Origin of the sequence: Komarekiella delphini-convector SJRDD-AB1, assembly GCF_014831675.1 — a bacterium.
Classification (GTDB): Bacteria; Cyanobacteriota; Cyanobacteriia; order Cyanobacteriales; family Nostocaceae; genus Komarekiella.
The window spans coordinates 1-17,116 of record NZ_VJXY01000085.1 but is presented as its reverse complement, the minus strand read 5'-3'; the positions used below and the strand labels follow the sequence as shown (position 1 = coordinate 17,116).

The following is a 17,116-nucleotide window of genomic DNA, read 5'->3' as shown; positions in this document are numbered from 1 at the left end:
AAATATATCTTCAAACAGCTTCCACTCTAGGTCGCTTAACCCTTCAAATCGCCCAGCCATACCCTGATACAACTTACTGTCATCAGCAGCAGATTATCATATTGCTGGTATTAGTGGGATAGGTTCATGTAAGCTGCGGACGAAGAGCGACCCGGATACACGTGTCGTTATGCTAGGTGTTACGTGTATTCCTTGGCGCTTCTCATCTGGCTGGCATGACGACCGGGTGGCTCGCCAAAAAGGCGACTATACTCGCGATTGAATTGTGACGGGCTGGAATAGCCCACAGCATATCCAGTGCTAGAAACATCTGTGAGTTGGCTGGCAAGCAGACGCCTCGCCTCCTGAAGCCGGATACACTTCTGGTATTCGAGCGGACTCATTGCAGTGATTTCCCGAAAATGGCGATTCATCGTCGAAACACTCATTCCTGCAACTCTGGCTAATTCATCTGCCGTATAGTCAGTCGCGTAGTGTTCGTGCAACCAGGCAATGGCCCTGCCAACCTGTGACAGTCGGCTGTTTGCTTGACTTGCCGCAAGTAGTGACCGACCCCATGGCCCAATGTAGAGTCGATAGAGCAGTTCCTGCTCGTATAAGGGTGCCAGGACATCGACATGCTGGGGATGGTCGAGTAGTTGCGCCAACCTGAAGGCTGCATCAATCACTTCGGTTGTGGCGGTTCCCGTCTGAAGCCCTTGATCACTCCCTTGTGTGGTGTTGGACACCACTGTTGCTCGGATAGCGATTTCGGCGAGCGTTATGTGGTGTAGATCAAGGCATAGCGCGAGATACGGATGCTCAGGGTGTGCCTGCAAAATGGTGCCAACAACAGGCAGATTGACTGTAACGAGGAAGCAATCGCCTGGTTCATACTCAGATGTCTTCTCAGCGAAGAATACTTGCTTTCGACCAGAGACAATTAAGCAGAATAGCGGGCGATAGATGGCAGGCGTTCGAGTAGTTGGATGGTCGGCACGAAAAATTGAAAGCCGAGGCACCACGGTGGGCTGCATGTGTTCCGACGCGAAGCTGTGGCGTGAAAGAATCTGAGCGAGTTCATGCAGTTTGTTCATCGTAATCTATCACGATTAAAGCTAGGGATTGTTCGATTTTATCAACTCTGAGCGAATTAGGCAAAACTTTGATTGGATTGTCGATTATTTTTTGGGCTGAGAATGCCACAATTCAATGTAGTGGAGCGAAGATTCTAGAAAAAGCGAACACGCTTTTACTCAAAGTGAAGCGAAATATGCAACTCGGAGAAAAACGCAGCGTGCAACGAAGTAGTTTTACAATCCGTTCTCAGGAGAGGCTCTACGGTGCGATTACGGTCAATACAAGCATGAAGTGCATCACGCTCAATGCCATTGACCTTTAGCAAAGTAGAGCGCTGCGCCCGATCGCTCGTCATCACACACCCGTCTCAAAATGCATCAATGGCAAGTCAATCAAAAAGACCAAAAAAGGAGTTGTAGCATGACTAAAATCACCTTAATTACCGGAGCCGGTCGTGGGCTCGGACGAAACACAGCTTTAAGTGTGGCTCGCCAGGGCAGCGATGTCATCATCACGTATAAGAGCAGTGCTGAAGAAGCTCAGGCGGTTGTCGCCGAGATCCAGGCTATGGGTCGCCTTGCGATCGCTTTTCAGCTCGACAGTGGCAACATCGCTGAATTTGCACCGTTCGTCGAGCGATTGCGGACAGCGCTGCGCGAGACCTGGCAACGCGAGACCTTCGATTACCTCGTCAACAACGCCGGTCACGGCGAGTACGCCACGATCAAGCAGACAACCGAGGGGCAGTTCGACGGGCTGGTTAACGTCCATTTCAAGGGCGTGTTCTTCCTCACCCAGGCGCTCTTGCCACTCCTGGCAGACGGCGGTCGTATCGTAAACCTGGGCACTGGTCTGACGCGCGTGTCCTACCCCGGCTTTTCGGCTTATGCGGCAGTCAAGGCTGCGGTCGATATGCTCACTGTCTACATGGCTAAGGAACTGGGCGGTCGCGGGATTGCGGTCAACACGGTGGCACCAGGCGCGATCGAAACTGATTTCGGTGGCGGCCTCGTGCGCGACAACCCGGATGTCAACCAGCAGTTCGCCAGCATGACCGCGCTCGGTCGCGTCGGTGTGCCAGACGACATCGGGCCGATGATCGCCAGCCTGCTATCCGAGAACAACCGCTGGGTGACTGCACAACGGATCGAAGTGTCCGGCGGCCAGGCGATCTAAGCGGTCAGACGCTAACGGGGCGAGGCGCATGGTGTCACCCTGCCTGTAGCAGCCCAAACTCTAACGGCGTTCGACGAAGCGATCGCGTCTGGGCTGGGTGGGCGTGACTGTGCGTATATGCCTGCGTATTGGGCAAATAAAGCCGATCACTAGAGCGGCTGCACAATTGCGCCGAGGCAAGCGACTAGCTTCTTTGGCATTGACCACCCTCCACACAGGTGCCGTTTTTACCCAACTTTGCACAATAGCTTTGGACGCGACCACTGAGGCGAATGAAATTCAATTGGGAGGAAAACCGTGCAAACGAACGACTATGGGGCAACGACGCGTCTGGGTCTGCGACTGGTGAATCTGCAAACGCCGAACGGACTGGCGCTGGAGGCAGAAACCGATAGGGGCGTACTAAACATCAGCGCGCAGATGCACTGGCTCTGCCCGTACCAGTCTATTAAGTCGAGGCTTCCGTCCTCAAGTTGAGTACCCAGTTCTAACAGTTTCGGCGCAATGTTCCTACCATAGAAGAAAAGATATTGACCTAAAGCGGGTTGACCTGAGATGAACTCGTGTTAAAAGCTAAGAAAATCAGAAAGCGTATTTTCTCCAAGCTGTGGATGAGTAGGTGCAGGCGAATTCTATGACAAACACTCTTCTTAAACCCAGTGATCTGAACCAACGACTCCAGAGAACGCTGATCTTATCCAGTCGGCAGATGGGCTGGAATGGCATCTTGGTTGAGCAGCATGACTATACTTCAACTCCTGGCAAAATAGAAGAAATAGAACTGCCTGCTCTGTCCGATCATTGGCTAATCTTACCGATGGGGCATCCCACTTATCTGAGCCAAAAATCTGACGCTCGCTGGCACGAATCAATCTTTCAACAAGGAGATAGCCTCTTGGTTCCGGCTGAACAGTTGAGCTACTGGTGTTGTCCAGGAAGTGAGGCTGTCCAAACGGAACTCAACATTCATTTACAGCCAAAGCTGGTCGAACAAGTTGCTGAGGCGGCTGAAATCAATACAGCACGGGTCAATTTGGTCAACCATTTCGGTCAGCAAGACTTGAATCTTCAGCAGATTGCCATGCTACTTTTAGCTGAGGTGAAATCAGGTAGCATGATGGGGCGATTATATGTCGAATCCTTGTCTCAAGCATTAATCATCCATCTCTTGCGGCATTATTCTGAGGATGCACCAATCACTGCACATGAGAATAGAAGCTTAACTCATATCCAGTTGCAGCAAGCGATCGACTACATTCACACTCATCTCAATCGAGATTTGTCACTGGCTGAACTGGCAAATATCGTTAATATCAGCCCCACTTACTTTGCCAGTTTGTTTAAACAAGCAATTAGAATCTCGCCGCATCAGTACGTGATTCAACAGCGAGTGGAACAGGCAAAAGTGATGCTGTCGAAAACAGATTTGGCGATCGCGGACATTGCCTCACAAGTCGGCTTCTCCAGCCAAAGTCATTTGACACAACAGTTTAAGCGAATCACTGGAATGACACCAAAGCAGGTTCGCCCTTCACCATAAGAATCTGACAAATCATTGTAAGAATCTGAAAGACGTTGAGCGTTGGCACGCATTACACTCAAGTTAGATCGGACGAGAATTCAATGCAGCTTTTACCAGACGTACAACATGATTGGCAAGCGATTGCCCAAGGGGCAACGGCAAAGCCGAACGCAATAAACGGGTAAAACGCCAACAGCAAGCAAAGTACGCTCGATTGTATATTTCACCCATTCATTGCCTAATGAAAACCAAAGAACCAACCATTGTTTATGACCAAGAACGCGCTTCTAACTCTATGACGACAGCACAGGTACTTTTTGCCGGGGGATCGGGCATCGTGGGGCGCGCCGCCGTCAGGTGGTTCCGCCAGAGGCATCCCGATATTCCAGTACTCATCGGAGGACGGAACTTGCAAGCGGCAGGCGAAGTCGTCCAGGAGGTGGGCGCTGCCGAAGCCATTGCCATAGATCTCGATCAGCCCCGCTTGGGCCTCGGTGACGACATCGCCGTAGCTGCCGTGGTGATGTTGGCTCCTGAAGCTGGGCTTAGAGGCATGAGCTACGCGCAGGACTTGGGCATCCCTTACTTGAACATTAACGCTGCTCTCACCGAAATCGGCCCTGAGTTGGCGATGTTCGCGCATCGTGCGACCGCAGCACCCGTCGTACTCGCTAGTCACTGGCTGGCTGGTGCGGCTGTGTTTCTGGCACTCAATAGCGCCAAAGGCTTCAAGAGTATCCAATCCATCCGGATCGGAGCAATCCTCGACGAAAATGATCCAGCGGGTCCAGCGTCGCTCGAAGATATGGAGCGGGTACACGGGGCTGCTCCCCCTGCAATGGTATTCGAGGGTGGGCGGCGCGTATGGCTGTCCGGCGATGCAGCAAAGGGCAAGATCGAATCAATTGACGGTCGATCGCTCGATGCCACTGCATTTTCCACGTTCGATATCGCTAGCCTCCATGCCGCCACCGGGGCATCGGATGTACGCTTCGACTTGCTGACCGACGAATCATCCAGTCGCCGCCGGGGCGGTGAGGCGGCGGCCGAGATCGTCGTTGAGATCGAGGGCGAGGCCGATGGTCGAACAAAGCATTCGCGATCAACGCTGGAGTTCAAGCATGGCGCATGTTCACTCACGGGTCTGTGCGTCGTTCTTTCTCTCGCGTCGGTATTGGGACTGAACGACCATTCTCCTGCCAGCTCTGGGCTTTACCTACCCGAACTACTCTCAGATACCAAATGGTTCCTGGATGAACTCCGCAGTGCGGGAGCGACTATCTACGAATACTATAAGTAGCCTCTTCGACCAGATGACCAACGCTCGGCTTAGTGTCAAATGACAGTCATCTGGGCGGGGCGACAACGACTGAAACTTTGTTTATTGGAAAATCAGCCGCTTTAAGTTGCTCAAAAGCTAACTCAGTGTATGAACGCTCAGGAAATATCCCCTACTGCATTCTTATGTTCTAGTACCAGGCTTAAAGTCCTTCAACTAAACAGGTTGACGTGACTGCCTTCCTCGGCAGCGATTTGGTTCACTTCATCTTGAATCAATTGCATTGCCAGGTGAAGCGCCTGGAAGGAGTCCACACCACATGCTCTTCGCTCACGAATCGTGTCGCCATCAATGATTCGCACCGGGCATCTCCAATCGTATCCATCAACCGTTTCAACGTCTTGAATAGGCATACCTACCTGGACGATCAGCTTGTTCAGCACACCTGATTGGATAATTTCAAATTCTCTCGACGCAACTATAGATGTAAAGTCAGTAGGGATAGGCGCTAACTTACTCATGATACATTTTCCTAACTGGTAGTATTGTAGATGAGTTGAATCAACCTCAGCCCAATCTTCAAAGCTTAGAAGGTGGTCGTGGCTGGTTCCCGTTCAATCTTTTAAGAGGCTGATTTACCGCCACTTGCAGCAGGATCATTGACTGAGAGTCAGCGCAGAATTCACCTCACCTTTGCTAGCAGTTGCTCTAAAAGTTGGTTTACTCTCTGAGGCTGTTCAATCGGTAAGCTATGACCACAGTTTTCCACTTCCACAAGTGTTGAATGGCTGATCCTTTGGTGGATTTCTTGACTCATAAACATTGGGAATTCTGTATCGTCTTCACCAGTAGCTACAATAGTTGGCACAGTGATAGAGGGCAACTGATCCAGAATTGAGCTAGCGTTGAGGACAGCCTCAACGGAATGCTTTACAGAAATGCTACTAATCTGCTTCATTCGCTCAACCCAAATCTTCTCAAGGCTGGGGTTTGCCTCTAAGGATGTAGGACTACATAAGTTTTTTAAAAGTTGCTTCTTCACAGCAGAAGTGTTCCAGAGAAACCGCAGCTTCAACATCGCATTGAGTCCATGAAAACTAAGAACTTTCTTACCTTCTCCTGCTGATGCACTTGTGTTGAGCAGCAACAAACCCAGAACATACTCCGGATGTCTAATGGCAATTCGCAAACTTGTCATTCCACCCAAAGAGACTCCGCCCCAGATAGCCTGCTGTATCTCAAGCTGTTGAGCCAGATCCAGATAGTCTTCTGCCATCTTATCAAGCGACATGGGCTGACTAAGCACTGAAGATCCGCCATGACCGTGAATGTTGATCGCAATGATTCGCGCTTGACCTGCAAACGCCTTAATTTGTTGCTCGAAAGCGGTGTGGTCTAAAAACAAGCCATGAATTAGAATAATCGGAACTCCTTGACCGACATCGACATAGTTTAACGTGGAGCCAGACTTGACCTGAACTTGTTTTACAGTTTCCATGAAGGTTTACCCGTTCTTTGACTCACATCTCAGATAATTTAGCTTTCGTAACCTTATAAGATGATAGTCCTAGCCGCAAAACATTTTTGAGCGACTTGCTTTGTTGCTCGCTTGGTTGCTCAGCTCAATTCTGTCGCAAATACTTGTAATGTTATACTCGACCTGAAAACACTACAGCACATCCAACCACTTCAACAGAGACCTCTCTGAAGCGAGCGGTTAGCGATCGCTTCACGCCCTCAATGTCGTCCTGTCGATTTGAAAAAATTCCTCGTTGGTTGTAGATCTCCATCAGTCGCTTACCAGCCCAATTGCGATGAACGCCGCCCTGCAACAGCGTTGACCCAAAGATAATCCCGTTGGGATTTTTGTGCTATCGCGCTCAGGGAAGAATTAGACTCGCCGAAGTTACTCGTGTTTGGGAAAAAACACTTCCTTAATTGCCTGAGCGGTTTGCTTTAGGTCGCTTGCATCCATCGGCAGTGGCGTTACTCCCTCTTCAGATTCAAGGGAAATTTCTTGCCATTCACTGACGGGAAGCTTTTGTTTTTCCAAGCTCTGTAGCTCATCTAGCGTAGCAAAGACGATCCAAACCGAAAAGTCTTCAATCCGCAGCAACACCTCAGTCTCATTGACTAACTCATAGCTCCAGAGTTGCAAAGAATGATAGCAGCCATCTTCATCAAAGTTTCCGCGTTCTCGGATGAGCGCCTTTGCTGCTGGTGTTAAAGTGCCTTCAACAACGATACAGCCCATCATTCCTGACCAAGGTTGTACAGATACTCCCTCAAGCGCTAAAAAATCTGGTCTGCTGCCACTTAACTCCTCCCCGCCTGGAAAGTACGCCCGAAATCGGTCAGCCTTTTGCAGGTAGAAGTCGAGGATGCTTTGCTGAATCTGTGGTGTGCCACTAGCTAGAAAACTTGAACGAGACATAAGAAGTGCTAAACAAGTAATGATGCTTAGTACAAGACAAAGAATCAAAATCTGGATTTCAGGTTTTTGTTCTAGACATAGACGGAGTATATCAACAAAACCTATTTGCAAAAGTCAGAATTTCGTCGGGCGAAGGGTTGGAGAGCTAGAACTCAGCTAAACATCGGGGTGTAACTGCTGCGTGACAACGCAAGAAGCGCATGGGGGAATCGGCATTGGCGGCAAACTGCGACAATTTGACAATGTGACAGCCTCGGTAGCCGTCACGCTACTTTGCGCTCCACAAGCTCTTGAATGTACTGTTGCAACGTGCGGGGTTCCCGTTCCAAAATAGCTCGCAGCACCAGCGCATTACCGCCAGGAAACCCATATTGGTTGTAGTCGGCGTACATTTTTTTCATTCCCTCCTCACGGCTGGAACCCGCTGGGATGTGTGCCGCTTGCGCCCACTCATCGAACGAAGACTCACCCGCTTCAATCGTGTGCCCAATCGCTTCACTCATCATCGCCGCTAGTTCCACGCGGTTGACCATGCCTGAGGCACATAGCTCAAATGTGCCGTAGTCTAGCTTCTCTTCGGTTAAAGCGATCGCGACGACTTCTGCTACATCCCGGTAGTTTACGTAGGATGCCTTCGCCTGTTTGGAGTAGGGCAGAGAAAAACAGCAGTGTGCAAGCACCTCGTTCCAACTATTGTCGAGGGTTTGCATAAACAGGGTCGGTTGCAGCACGATGAACGTCATCCCGGACTCGTACAAGGCTTCTTCAACCGGACGTTTTGCTGCATGATTGCTCATCTTTGAGATTGACGGGTGAATCGCACCAGAAAACACAAACTTTCGCACACCAGATGCTTTAGCAGCCTCGACCATCGCCACGCCCAACTCTGCTTCATTGGGGGCGAAGGCAGGGTTGATGTGAAAAACACCATCTACGTCAGCAGCAGCAGTGCGGAGGCTCTCCAGATTACCGAGGTCGCCGATCGCCGTTTCATCTGCGCCTTGCTGGTGCGCCGCTGCAATTTTGCTCTCGTTACGCACCAAGGCGCGGACTGTGGCACCGCGCTGCTTCAGTTCGGGCAAGACAAGACTGGCATACTTACCCGTTGCTCCTACCATTAATACTTTCATTTGTTTATTCATTTGTTTGTTGTTTGATTTTTTGCCCAACCGTGATTGCGTAAATAAGAGTCAAAGTCGGTTGGTGCGGGAAACTCACGTTTCAACTGGGCTAAATCCGTCGCATAGCCAACATTCTCAAACCAGCGAAACATGATCGTCACTTCTTCTCCAGCTTGCTGCTCAAACGCTTCAAACGGAATTTGTTGGTAGTTAACGGATTTATCCAAGACGCGGCTAAACGCGGCAGCAATTTCTGGCATGGTCATTTCCACGCTGGCAACTTCGATTTCGCGGTGCATGAAGTCTGCGGGACGATCAAACACCTCGGCAACCATTGCCCCATAGTCTTCTTCAGACAGTTGCTGCAATTTCGTCTCAGGACTGAGCGGCTGGAGAAGCGTTCCCTGTTCAATTATTGGGCGCATCCCGTTGTAATTGTAAAAGAAGAACACCGGACGCAGAATGGTGTAGGGTAACTCAATCGCTCGAATATATTCTTCGACTTGAAACTTGCTGTCGAAATGGGGAATACCCGTGTTGCGCCCAGCACTGCCCACTGAACTGTAGACAAAATGCTCAATGCCAGCCGCTTTCGCCGCGTCTGTGATCGCGCTACCTTGACGGATTTCGGTGTCCACTCCGTCTCTGAAATTCTGAATCGAAAAAACGCCATAAACGTCTTGCAGAGCGCGATCGAGTGAAGCCCGATCATTGAAATCTCCTTGAACGAGTTCTGCACCTGCTTGTTGTAGTCCTTGGGCAGCAGGCTTATTTGGATCGCGAACCATGGTGCGAACCTTGAACTTGCCGTGTTGGAGCAGGTGACGGGCGATCGCACCGCCTTGATTGCCCGTCGCTCCGGTGACTAAGATGAGTCGCTCTAGGTTTGTTTGTTGTGTCATATCCGTCTTTTCACTTGCTTTCTTGCTACATGTATGCAGATTTGAAATTTCAACTTGTCTCAACTGTAGCTTGTGCAAAAGCAGAGAAAAAGTAGTTAAACTTCAAAACACTTGTGCAAAAAATTCAAAGATGCGGGGGCTGCAATGGACAAGCTGAAAAGCCTGATGATTTTTGTCCGCTCCGCCCAGTGCGGCAGCTTTTCAAAGGCAGCAAGACAGTTGGGCATGGCTCCGTCAGCTGTGAGTCGAGCCGTCTTGCGCTTAGAAGATGACTTGGGGGTACGCTTGCTTGGGCGAACGACGCGCAGTTTGACGCTGACTGAAGATGGCAATCGATTTTTTCAACGCGCTCAGCAAATTTTTAACGATTTAGAAGAAGCTGAACTCGAAGTTAAACAATCGCAGTCCCTGCCAAGCGGAACGTTGCGGCTTGATCTCAGCTTTACGTTTGGCAAACTGCATATTGCTCCGGCTCTGCTGCAATTTACCGCGCAATATCCTGACCTCAAGCTGAATATTTCGTTTAATGATCGCTTGATTGATCTAGTTGAGGAAAGCATTGATGCAACCGTGCGAATTGGGCTGAGCCACGATAGCAGTTTAATCATGCATCACTTGGCAACTGCACACTATATCACCTGTGCCTCGCCGCAGTATCTCGCTCAGAAGGGTGTGCCGACAACGCTTGCAGAGCTATCGCAGCATCGCTGTGTCAACTTTATCTATCCCCAAAGTCGACAAGAACCGACCTGGAAGTTTGAACAAGATGGCAAAGCAATTGACCTAGCTGTGGATAGCTATCTACGATTTGATAATTCAGAAGTCATTTTAGAGGCAGTTATTCAAGGTGCGGGTGTGGTTCAACTGCCTAAATTTATTGCCGCAAATGCGATCACGCGAGGCGACCTTCAACCGATTCTTCAATCCTACGCGACTCAAGTTGGACTCCCGATCGCCGTGCTGTATCCCCAGAAACGTTATCTCTCGGCTAAAGTTCGTGTTTTTGTTGAGTTTATGAAAGAGTTGGCGGTTGCATTAAAGCACGTTGATGTTGTTGATTGAAAAAATGCTCTCCGGGTCGCCCTCGTTAGATTCAGACAGCTTGACCTGTGGGAGAATCGGTAAAAGCGTAACTGATCGTCTGTGGACGAGTACTTTGCTCTTTGCTGTATCCGGCAAGGTCGTCCTCGATGCGTTTTAGCCGCTCGATCAGCTCGCGCTCGTGTTCATCCGCACTTGCAAGAGGTTAATCGCTCAATCTCAAGTAAAACAAGAGACACAACTATTTGAGAGAAAATAGATTCTCTTGCTGTTTGTGCAGCCTGACCCCAATCAGGTAGTGATGGGAGATGTATTAAGATGTATTATTGAAGTAATACTTCTGTCAGCTTTAGTGCTGTGCTTATCAAGTTACAACACCATCAACACATTCGCCAGTATTGCAATCTGTCATGCCAGCAGTTGTTTCGCTTCAGTCACGCCCACCATGCCGCAGTTCATGAAGCGCCTGGTGCAATCCAGTATGGGCATTGGTGGCAAACAGTAATCACTGTCTGTCAACTAAATCTTTGCAATCTGACTTTGAGGTGGCTTTCTCATAGAATTTATTGCCCTCAAAGCTCAATAGTTAACTTCAGAGTCGGCTATGATGTTTTCTCCTGCTTGTTCTCTCTAGCAGCTATTGCCTCTTGACATAATACGACAACCATTTGGCTAACAGTTCTAGTTTCTTGTTTAGCCATTGCTGCTATTTCCTCATATACTTCTACCGGAAATGTAATTGTATTGCGTTTGCCCTTATATTCTGGCATCTAGTACCCACTCATAGAAACTAGTAGCATCAGTTTAACTAATAACACACCGTTAAACTATAAGAAACACTAGATGCTAATAGCATTTAGTAGAATCTAGTAGATGCTACTATATAGTTGTCAGCCAAAAAGCGGCACATAACAAAGTTAACTCAAGCCAGAAAGTGACGGTGAGCTTAAACCCAGCGCAAACATCAACCAGATTTTAGCTCAAACGTTAAGTAGACCCAAAAATCAGGTTTCGCTCGAAGGGTACATTGAGTTTTAGCTTGGTGTAAGCCCTTAGAAGTGGTACTGGATGGTAGATACCGCAAAGCTTTCACTTTCAACTCTGAGGTTAATTTTTTGAAGTCAAACTAGAAAAGGAGAAAAAATGACGAAATTTGAGAGCCGCAGAATTACTATTAGTCACTTTGCGGCGGCGAAGGTATGCAAACTTTTGAACATGCCTATAGATTGCAAACCTCAAACTCTGGCTTCCGCAGTTGAGCAGCTAATTTTTGAACTTGGCTCCCCATCCGTCAGCACAGAGGAAAAAGCTGCAAATAGCCATCAATCAAAGTTTTCGTAACAGCGTTGATTATTTCGTTGCTACAAAAAACTACTGGAGTAAAAAGCAAAAAGCGACCACCCTAACGCCAATCAGATGCGATCGCTTTTCTGTCCCATTAAATAGGAACTATTTTAATGTATCACTACACTCTAGCCAGCCTCAACCACAAATCTTTTAGGCGACTTCAAGAAATTTACACTCAAATAGGTTGTAGAACTGAAATTGTAGACAGACGCCGTAAAGCCGCTTGGGTACAAGCCATTCTAATTCACCAATCCTCCCAGCTAGAAAAAATTGCTGATACCACTGAAGTTAAGGCTAAGGTTGAGAACGCTACAGACACTAAGCTTGATGCCGAGACTGAAGTTAAGGAACTTACAACTGTAGAAATATCTTCTTTCGACTACGAGATTTACGCAGATAGCAAACTCATCGCTTCTATAACCCATGACGACAACCACCTCACGCAACGCTGGGTAGTCATGATCAACAACAAGGAAGTATATCGTGCTGCTACTCAAATGCTTTGCCATCGCTACATCTGCATTCACTACAAGGATGGCTCATTACCAGTGCAGGAGCAAGAAGCAACACCCCACACAACCGAAAACCGAATTATGGCGCATATCTTCAACGAATGCCAGAAGTACGGGTTTGAAATCCTCGACGATGGGATTTCCCAAAATGACGTGAAACTGGGAGAAGTCGGATGCACTAACGGGAATTGGTGGGTGAAGAAAGGTTCATCAGGTCAGCAGCAGTATTCTAACTCCGTGTTTGATGCTGTGCGTAGGCTTTGCCCGTCGCAGACATCGCTGGCTGCTGAACCCACTCCTGAATCCTTGCAATATCGCTCACTGGAACAATTGAGTTCTATGGAATTACAGCGGTTGCTGGATGCAGAAGTGGCCGACTGTGAGCAATTGCTAGACCTCTCATTTGACGAACTGACCTCCGAGGGCTGGGAACGGTTACGGGGATATGAACCGCACTTAGAGTTAGTGGCGGCGTAATTCTCTCATACACCACGGCGCGATCGCACTTCTATCTGCAACGAGGGCGATCGCCTTAACCACATTCTCACCAATCACATCTATGCAACCCACAATAACAATCCCCCGACACTGGGATTACCCTCGGTTTGCTTTTGATCAGCGTACAGAACAAGGCATGATTCTCGGACTTTACTACTACCCGAATGGTACAGAACTGGCTGAACAATTTGATGACGGTTGGCGTTACGCTTTGATGCCTGACAAAAACTCCGACGAAATATCGTACTTACAAGAGAACCAAATTCAGGTGCTCTCTTCACAGGAATTATTCACACAAATTACCGCAGAGATTGACTCTCATCAACATCAGATAAATATTCTCAAGCAGCAGTTATCAGTAATAACTGGAGGTAGCACCGATGGGAATGGTAGTTGATAACTATATAGAACGTACTTCGGCTAGATTGTTACGTTCTCTGCGTCGAAGTGGTGGCTCTGCTCCATTGCATCGCATTCAATTCTCCCAAACCATTATCCAATATCTACTTGATAGAAAACTAGTCCAAGTGCAGAACACTGGATACGGCTTTTTGTTATCAGTAAAAGAGCGTTTTTAACTGGCAACAAAGAAAAAGCGACCGCTTGAATGAGTGCCGTTTCTTCAAGCAGCTGCTAAAAGGCTAAAAGTTAATAACACGCTACGAGCTTTTTATTATTGCACACTCCAACAAATATGGTTACTGAAATCAAGTTAGGTCTTTGTAATCCTCCCAAACCTGTTTACTTATATGTCAATCAGGGAGAAGTAGACGGGGAATCTTACGTCTGGTACAAGTTCAATATTGAGCAGGATAAGAAAATACCAGTTTCACAAAGAGCATTAACTGGGTATTTGTCCGAACTGCGATTAACAACTAAGGAATTCAAAGGAAAGGACAACATGAAATTGGATATTGTTGTCAGTGCTGATGAACTTTACGTGGTTAGAACTGGTTTAGAAACCAACTTTGCTAAAAGCTTTCTTCTTGCTGCATCGTTAGTTCAAGATTTCACTAAACCACTGATTATTGCTGCTACTGCTGGAGATGAAAATACAGTATTCTGCAATCTCTATGATGCAGAGGCTAAAACCAGAATTAAGAGGGAATGGAATAAAGATGCAGACTGGGCAAGCGTCATCCGTGACATCCAATGTCTATTAGGTGTCACTTCAAACTCACTTCCAGAAGTAGCAAATCCGCCAAAACTTAGTGTAGTGACTCAAGCAGTACATCCTCAAGATTTGCGAATAAAACAGATTCGTACTCTACTTAATTACCCAGTTGAGTTAATCAAAGAGCGGTTGCAATTTCATGATGTTGACCGTCCAAACCTACTTCATATTAGCAAGATTGATGAACTAGTTAAAAATATGTGTTTAGCTTGGGCATCAGATAAGTGTGAGCATCCAAGCCATGCAGAGTCTTTATATCAAAACCAAGTTGTTGATGCTGTTGCTAACGGTGCTGATGAATTAACAACAGTTAAGGCATGGATGCAACAGTTGCAAGCGCAGAAGTCATCAATCAATAGTCAGAAATAAGTATGATTTGACTTCTAATTTATTGGAGAGAAATTAAGCCATGAGAGTTACAGTCACGTTAATTGAAAAAATCACTAGTGTTGCCCATTTAGATATTCCTGATGGTCTTGATGAATCTGCCATTAGACAACACATCACTGACCTCTACAACAGTGGCGAAATGCTAATTGATTTGAATATCTTTCAAGTCAGTTTTGAATCAATCAGCGCCCAAATCGCCACAAGTCAATTTGACGCTAACTCTATATCTGCATAAGCTTAGGAGAGTTAAATATGATTATCAAAACTATCAAATGGACTGAAGAAGAACTTACCATTGTTGAGGCAAAGGCTGAACTTTATACCCCCAAACAAATCGCCTCTATCCTCAAGAGACGCGGCTATTTCCGCACTCCATTAGCTATTTCTACTAAGCTTTGGCATTTGGGTTACTCCACACGCCCATTTCTTGATAACTACAGTGCTGCTGAAATTGCTCGTATTCTTTGTGTTCATCGCACCACTGTTTCTGGTTGGGTACGGCGTGGTTGGCTCTCTACTGGCAGACATTCTGTTAGATATTATCAAATTCGGAAATGGCATCTTAAACGGTTTTTTGACAACCCACCACAACATCTCAAAAAACGTATTGCCTCTCTTGACAAAGAAGCCGTTAATTATTTGTTGGGGAGACGCGCATGATTGACCAAATTAATGCACTGTATCTGTGCTGGTATCTCTCACCACCTTGGGATTATTGCATTCCATCTGCTGAAGTCAATCTACTGGAGCGAGTTTATATCTGCACTATCAAAACATTTGGCTACTGTTGCGGTATTCGCTGGGAACAAGGCCGATGGATTTATGCAGTTGTTTGCAACGAGGACATCATTTACACCACAGAACACGAAATCATCGGCACTGGGGAAATGCAACTTGCCGCCCTGGAAAAACCTGCTTTCGTTCTTGGCGATCGCGTCATGTTGCGTTCCAATGACGAGGGGACAAAGCAGAGGCTAATTCTGGGGATTCATTTACTCAATAGGTCTTGGTTTTATTACGTCGAGTGGATGCCCCCTGCATTAGAAGAAGTCACCACCCTGGATGACCGACTAGTTTTTGTACCCCAACTCGACTTGGTGCGAGTGCTTTTTTAGCAATCACTGTTTTGAAATCATTAGGAATCAACATGAATTACTCTTTCAATCAAACTGTCTCAATGACTACAAGGGCTTTACCTCCTGTCGAAGAACGACTGCATACTTTGGTGGAGGCGATGAAGACTTTAGCTGACCTTACAGGTGGTAAACTCGACCCTCACCTGGAACAACACTTTCTAGACTGTGCCGCTAATCTACTTGCTGAACATAATCGACAACACACAAGCCAATTTGTCAGTAAAAAGCCACGGTTAACAATCAAAAAGTAAAAACGACCGCATACACAAGGGAGAGATTTCGCGCTACATCTCCCTGACCTTGAACAATTATTCCCTGCTCTTAATCTCCAATCACACAATTTAGTATTATGTCTCAAATCGAAATTGCACAAATCATTGAACAAATAAAACAAGAGATTTCAGTTGATGCCGATGGTCAGGCTAAGGCTAGTGTTCGGGCAACCGCAAGATTGGCTGGAGTTGATGACGAATCCATTAGAAAAGCATTAGAGAGCGCGAACCTAAAACCATCTAAACTGGCTCAAAAAATCAAGTTGCAACGGATAAATATTGATTCGTGGCGCAGTAACGGTATACCCAATGAAGGAGTATACCTAATAGTTGAATATTATGCGTTTGAAGCTGGTAGATACTGTACCCAAAAGGCAAGACAAGCTATTGCACATTTTAATAAACACAAAACTTTTGATGGGTTTGTTTATTTAGCCTTTAGCCCAAAAAAGTATTCTCCTGAAAAGAAGGTACAAGCTTCTTTAGTAAAAAGAATTGGAAAGTTAGCTAATCCTGTAATTGAAGTCAATACTCCTGCTGGGAAAATAGATATTTTGACTGACCACGAGATTATAGAAGTCAAAAATGTTCTGGGATGGAAAAGTGCTGTTGGACAAATATTAATTTATAGCCACTACTATCCAAACCATCAAAAAATAATTCATTTATTTGGACAATGCTGTTCCAACACAAAACAACTTATCAAATTTCATTGTGGTGAATTTAACATTCAGGTTACTTGGCAATAGCCTAATTGCATAAGCTTACTAGGTGTTGTTTTTACTCGCTTCATTACTACTAAAGTTATCAATTTTTCGGAAACTCGGAGTAACTATTATGTCACAAATTGAAATTACCCAAATCGTTGATCAGATAAAACAAGAGATTGAAGTGGACGTAGATGGTCGGGGTAAGGCCAGTATCAGAGCCACAGCAAGACTAGCTGGGGTAAGTGATATGGCTATTATCAAAGCGTTAGAAAGTGCAAACCTGGAACCATCTAAATTATCCAAAACGCTGATTGAACAAGGGTTTGATGCCACAAACCAAAATTCTTGGAGAACCAGCGGTATCCCTGACGTGGCGATCGCAATCATCCTAGAATATTACGCCTACGATGCTGGTAGGAATGGCACTAAGAAAAGCTCTAAGCTATGCTCCATAATGATTACAGGCATTTATGCGATTAATGAGTCAAGGAGTAGCAGCGATCGCGATTTTTTGTAGGTGTCGTGAATATAGGTGCTGTGAAA

General features: G+C 46.8%; 26 protein-coding genes. 16 read left to right on the top strand and 10 right to left on the bottom strand.

From position 1 onward, the window contains the following. Nucleotides 1-179: 179 nt before the first annotated feature. Nucleotides 180-1,076: an AraC family transcriptional regulator gene (locus FNW02_RS35210; RefSeq protein ID WP_191762138.1), complete on the bottom strand. Its 897-nt coding sequence runs from the start codon at nt 1,074-1,076 to the stop codon at nt 180-182. Nucleotides 1,077-1,231: 155 nt separating this feature from the next. Next, nucleotides 1,232-1,414, bottom strand: coding sequence for a hypothetical protein (locus FNW02_RS35205; RefSeq protein WP_191762137.1), 183 nt, complete (start codon nt 1,412-1,414; stop codon nt 1,232-1,234). Between the two features lie 65 nt (nt 1,415-1,479). Between FNW02_RS35205 and FNW02_RS35200 the strand changes: the two genes are divergently transcribed. Then, nucleotides 1,480-2,235 carry an SDR family NAD(P)-dependent oxidoreductase gene (locus tag FNW02_RS35200; protein ID WP_191762136.1) on the top strand — a complete coding sequence of 252 codons (756 nt, stop codon included), beginning with the start codon at nt 1,480-1,482 and terminating at the stop codon, nt 2,233-2,235. A 60-nt stretch (nt 2,236-2,295) separates the two neighbouring features. Here the strand turns inward: FNW02_RS35200 and FNW02_RS35195 are convergent, their stop codons facing one another. Next, the gene (locus FNW02_RS35195; protein WP_225226156.1) at nt 2,296-2,478 is read right to left on the bottom strand and encodes a hypothetical protein; all 183 of its coding nucleotides are present in this window, start codon (nt 2,476-2,478) and stop codon (nt 2,296-2,298) included. Nucleotides 2,479-2,507: 29 nt separating this feature from the next. Here FNW02_RS35195 and FNW02_RS39760 point away from each other — a divergent pair, with 29 nt between their 5' ends. From FNW02_RS39760 to FNW02_RS35180, 3 genes are all read left to right on the top strand, one after another. After that, entirely contained in the window at nt 2,508-2,630 is a 123-nt protein-coding gene (locus FNW02_RS39760) for a hypothetical protein (protein ID WP_263627851.1), read from the top strand. Between the two features lie 239 nt (nt 2,631-2,869). Next, nucleotides 2,870-3,775, top strand: a complete 906-nt coding sequence (locus tag FNW02_RS35190; RefSeq protein WP_191762134.1) for an AraC family transcriptional regulator — start codon at nt 2,870-2,872, stop codon at nt 3,773-3,775. 223 nt (nt 3,776-3,998) lie between these two features. Continuing rightward, nucleotides 3,999-5,057, top strand: a complete 1,059-nt coding sequence (locus FNW02_RS35180; protein WP_225226154.1) for a hypothetical protein — start codon at nt 3,999-4,001, stop codon at nt 5,055-5,057. Between the two features lie 191 nt (nt 5,058-5,248). On the opposite strand, the gene FNW02_RS35175 is transcribed toward FNW02_RS35180, so the two are convergent. The 6 genes from FNW02_RS35175 to FNW02_RS35150 form a co-directional block, all read right to left on the bottom strand. Next, nucleotides 5,249-5,557 carry a DUF6968 family protein gene (locus FNW02_RS35175; RefSeq protein ID WP_191762132.1) on the bottom strand — a complete coding sequence of 103 codons (309 nt, stop codon included), beginning with the start codon at nt 5,555-5,557 and terminating at the stop codon, nt 5,249-5,251. 161 nt (nt 5,558-5,718) lie between these two features. Further along, on the bottom strand, nt 5,719-6,534 hold the full coding sequence (locus tag FNW02_RS35170; protein ID WP_191762131.1) for an alpha/beta fold hydrolase: 816 nt from the start codon (nt 6,532-6,534) through the stop codon (nt 5,719-5,721). A gap of 151 nt (nt 6,535-6,685) precedes the next feature. Beyond that, nucleotides 6,686-6,826 (bottom strand): hypothetical protein, encoded by a 141-nt coding sequence (locus tag FNW02_RS35165; protein ID WP_191762130.1) that lies wholly within the window; start codon nt 6,824-6,826, stop codon nt 6,686-6,688. Between the two features lie 116 nt (nt 6,827-6,942). Beyond that, a complete protein-coding gene (locus FNW02_RS35160; RefSeq protein ID WP_191762129.1) occupies nt 6,943-7,470 on the bottom strand; it encodes a hypothetical protein in 528 nt (175 codons plus the stop codon). Between the two features lie 263 nt (nt 7,471-7,733). Beyond that, nucleotides 7,734-8,612 (bottom strand): SDR family oxidoreductase, encoded by an 879-nt coding sequence (locus FNW02_RS35155; protein WP_225226152.1) that lies wholly within the window; start codon nt 8,610-8,612, stop codon nt 7,734-7,736. Continuing rightward, nucleotides 8,609-9,493 carry an NmrA/HSCARG family protein gene (locus FNW02_RS35150; RefSeq protein ID WP_191762128.1) on the bottom strand — a complete coding sequence of 295 codons (885 nt, stop codon included), beginning with the start codon at nt 9,491-9,493 and terminating at the stop codon, nt 8,609-8,611. Before FNW02_RS35150 ends, FNW02_RS35155 begins: the two co-directional genes overlap by 4 nt. Before the next feature lie 165 nt (nt 9,494-9,658). Between FNW02_RS35150 and FNW02_RS35145 the strand changes: the two genes are divergently transcribed. Continuing rightward, nucleotides 9,659-10,555, top strand: a complete 897-nt coding sequence (locus FNW02_RS35145; RefSeq protein ID WP_263627850.1) for a LysR family transcriptional regulator — start codon at nt 9,659-9,661, stop codon at nt 10,553-10,555. 581 nt (nt 10,556-11,136) lie between these two features. Here FNW02_RS35145 and FNW02_RS35140 read toward each other — a convergent pair. Then, the gene (locus FNW02_RS35140) at nt 11,137-11,304 is read right to left on the bottom strand and encodes a ribbon-helix-helix domain-containing protein (protein WP_191762126.1); all 168 of its coding nucleotides are present in this window, start codon (nt 11,302-11,304) and stop codon (nt 11,137-11,139) included. A 373-nt stretch (nt 11,305-11,677) separates the two neighbouring features. Here FNW02_RS35140 and FNW02_RS35135 point away from each other — a divergent pair, with 373 nt between their 5' ends. From FNW02_RS35135 to FNW02_RS35085, 11 genes are all read left to right on the top strand, one after another. Then, nucleotides 11,678-11,875, top strand: a complete 198-nt coding sequence (locus FNW02_RS35135; RefSeq protein WP_191762125.1) for a hypothetical protein — start codon at nt 11,678-11,680, stop codon at nt 11,873-11,875. Between the two features lie 116 nt (nt 11,876-11,991). Further along, nucleotides 11,992-12,870 (top strand): hypothetical protein, encoded by an 879-nt coding sequence (locus FNW02_RS35130; protein ID WP_191762124.1) that lies wholly within the window; start codon nt 11,992-11,994, stop codon nt 12,868-12,870. An 82-nt stretch (nt 12,871-12,952) separates the two neighbouring features. Continuing rightward, nucleotides 12,953-13,288 (top strand): hypothetical protein, encoded by a 336-nt coding sequence (locus tag FNW02_RS35125; protein ID WP_191762123.1) that lies wholly within the window; start codon nt 12,953-12,955, stop codon nt 13,286-13,288. Continuing rightward, a complete protein-coding gene (locus FNW02_RS35120; RefSeq protein ID WP_225226150.1) occupies nt 13,272-13,469 on the top strand; it encodes a hypothetical protein in 198 nt (65 codons plus the stop codon). The genes FNW02_RS35125 and FNW02_RS35120 overlap by 17 nt, the downstream gene beginning before the upstream one ends. Before the next feature lie 116 nt (nt 13,470-13,585). Continuing rightward, the gene (locus tag FNW02_RS35115) at nt 13,586-14,434 is read left to right on the top strand and encodes a hypothetical protein (protein ID WP_191762122.1); all 849 of its coding nucleotides are present in this window, start codon (nt 13,586-13,588) and stop codon (nt 14,432-14,434) included. Between the two features lie 40 nt (nt 14,435-14,474). Next, nucleotides 14,475-14,690, top strand: a complete 216-nt coding sequence (locus tag FNW02_RS35110) for a hypothetical protein (RefSeq protein WP_191762121.1) — start codon at nt 14,475-14,477, stop codon at nt 14,688-14,690. Nucleotides 14,691-14,707: 17 nt separating this feature from the next. Then, the gene (locus tag FNW02_RS35105; RefSeq protein ID WP_225226148.1) at nt 14,708-15,115 is read left to right on the top strand and encodes a terminase gpP N-terminus-related DNA-binding protein; all 408 of its coding nucleotides are present in this window, start codon (nt 14,708-14,710) and stop codon (nt 15,113-15,115) included. Next, entirely contained in the window at nt 15,112-15,570 is a 459-nt protein-coding gene (locus FNW02_RS35100; protein WP_191762120.1) for a DUF1392 family protein, read from the top strand. Before FNW02_RS35105 ends, FNW02_RS35100 begins: the two co-directional genes overlap by 4 nt. A gap of 32 nt (nt 15,571-15,602) precedes the next feature. Continuing rightward, a complete protein-coding gene (locus FNW02_RS35095) occupies nt 15,603-15,842 on the top strand; it encodes a hypothetical protein (RefSeq protein WP_191762119.1) in 240 nt (79 codons plus the stop codon). A gap of 98 nt (nt 15,843-15,940) precedes the next feature. Further along, nucleotides 15,941-16,612: a PDDEXK family nuclease gene (locus tag FNW02_RS35090; protein ID WP_191762118.1), complete on the top strand. Its 672-nt coding sequence runs from the start codon at nt 15,941-15,943 to the stop codon at nt 16,610-16,612. An 88-nt stretch (nt 16,613-16,700) separates the two neighbouring features. Further along, nucleotides 16,701-17,090, top strand: coding sequence for a hypothetical protein (locus FNW02_RS35085; RefSeq protein WP_191762117.1), 390 nt, complete (start codon nt 16,701-16,703; stop codon nt 17,088-17,090). The last annotated feature ends 26 nt before the right edge of the window (nt 17,091-17,116 follow it).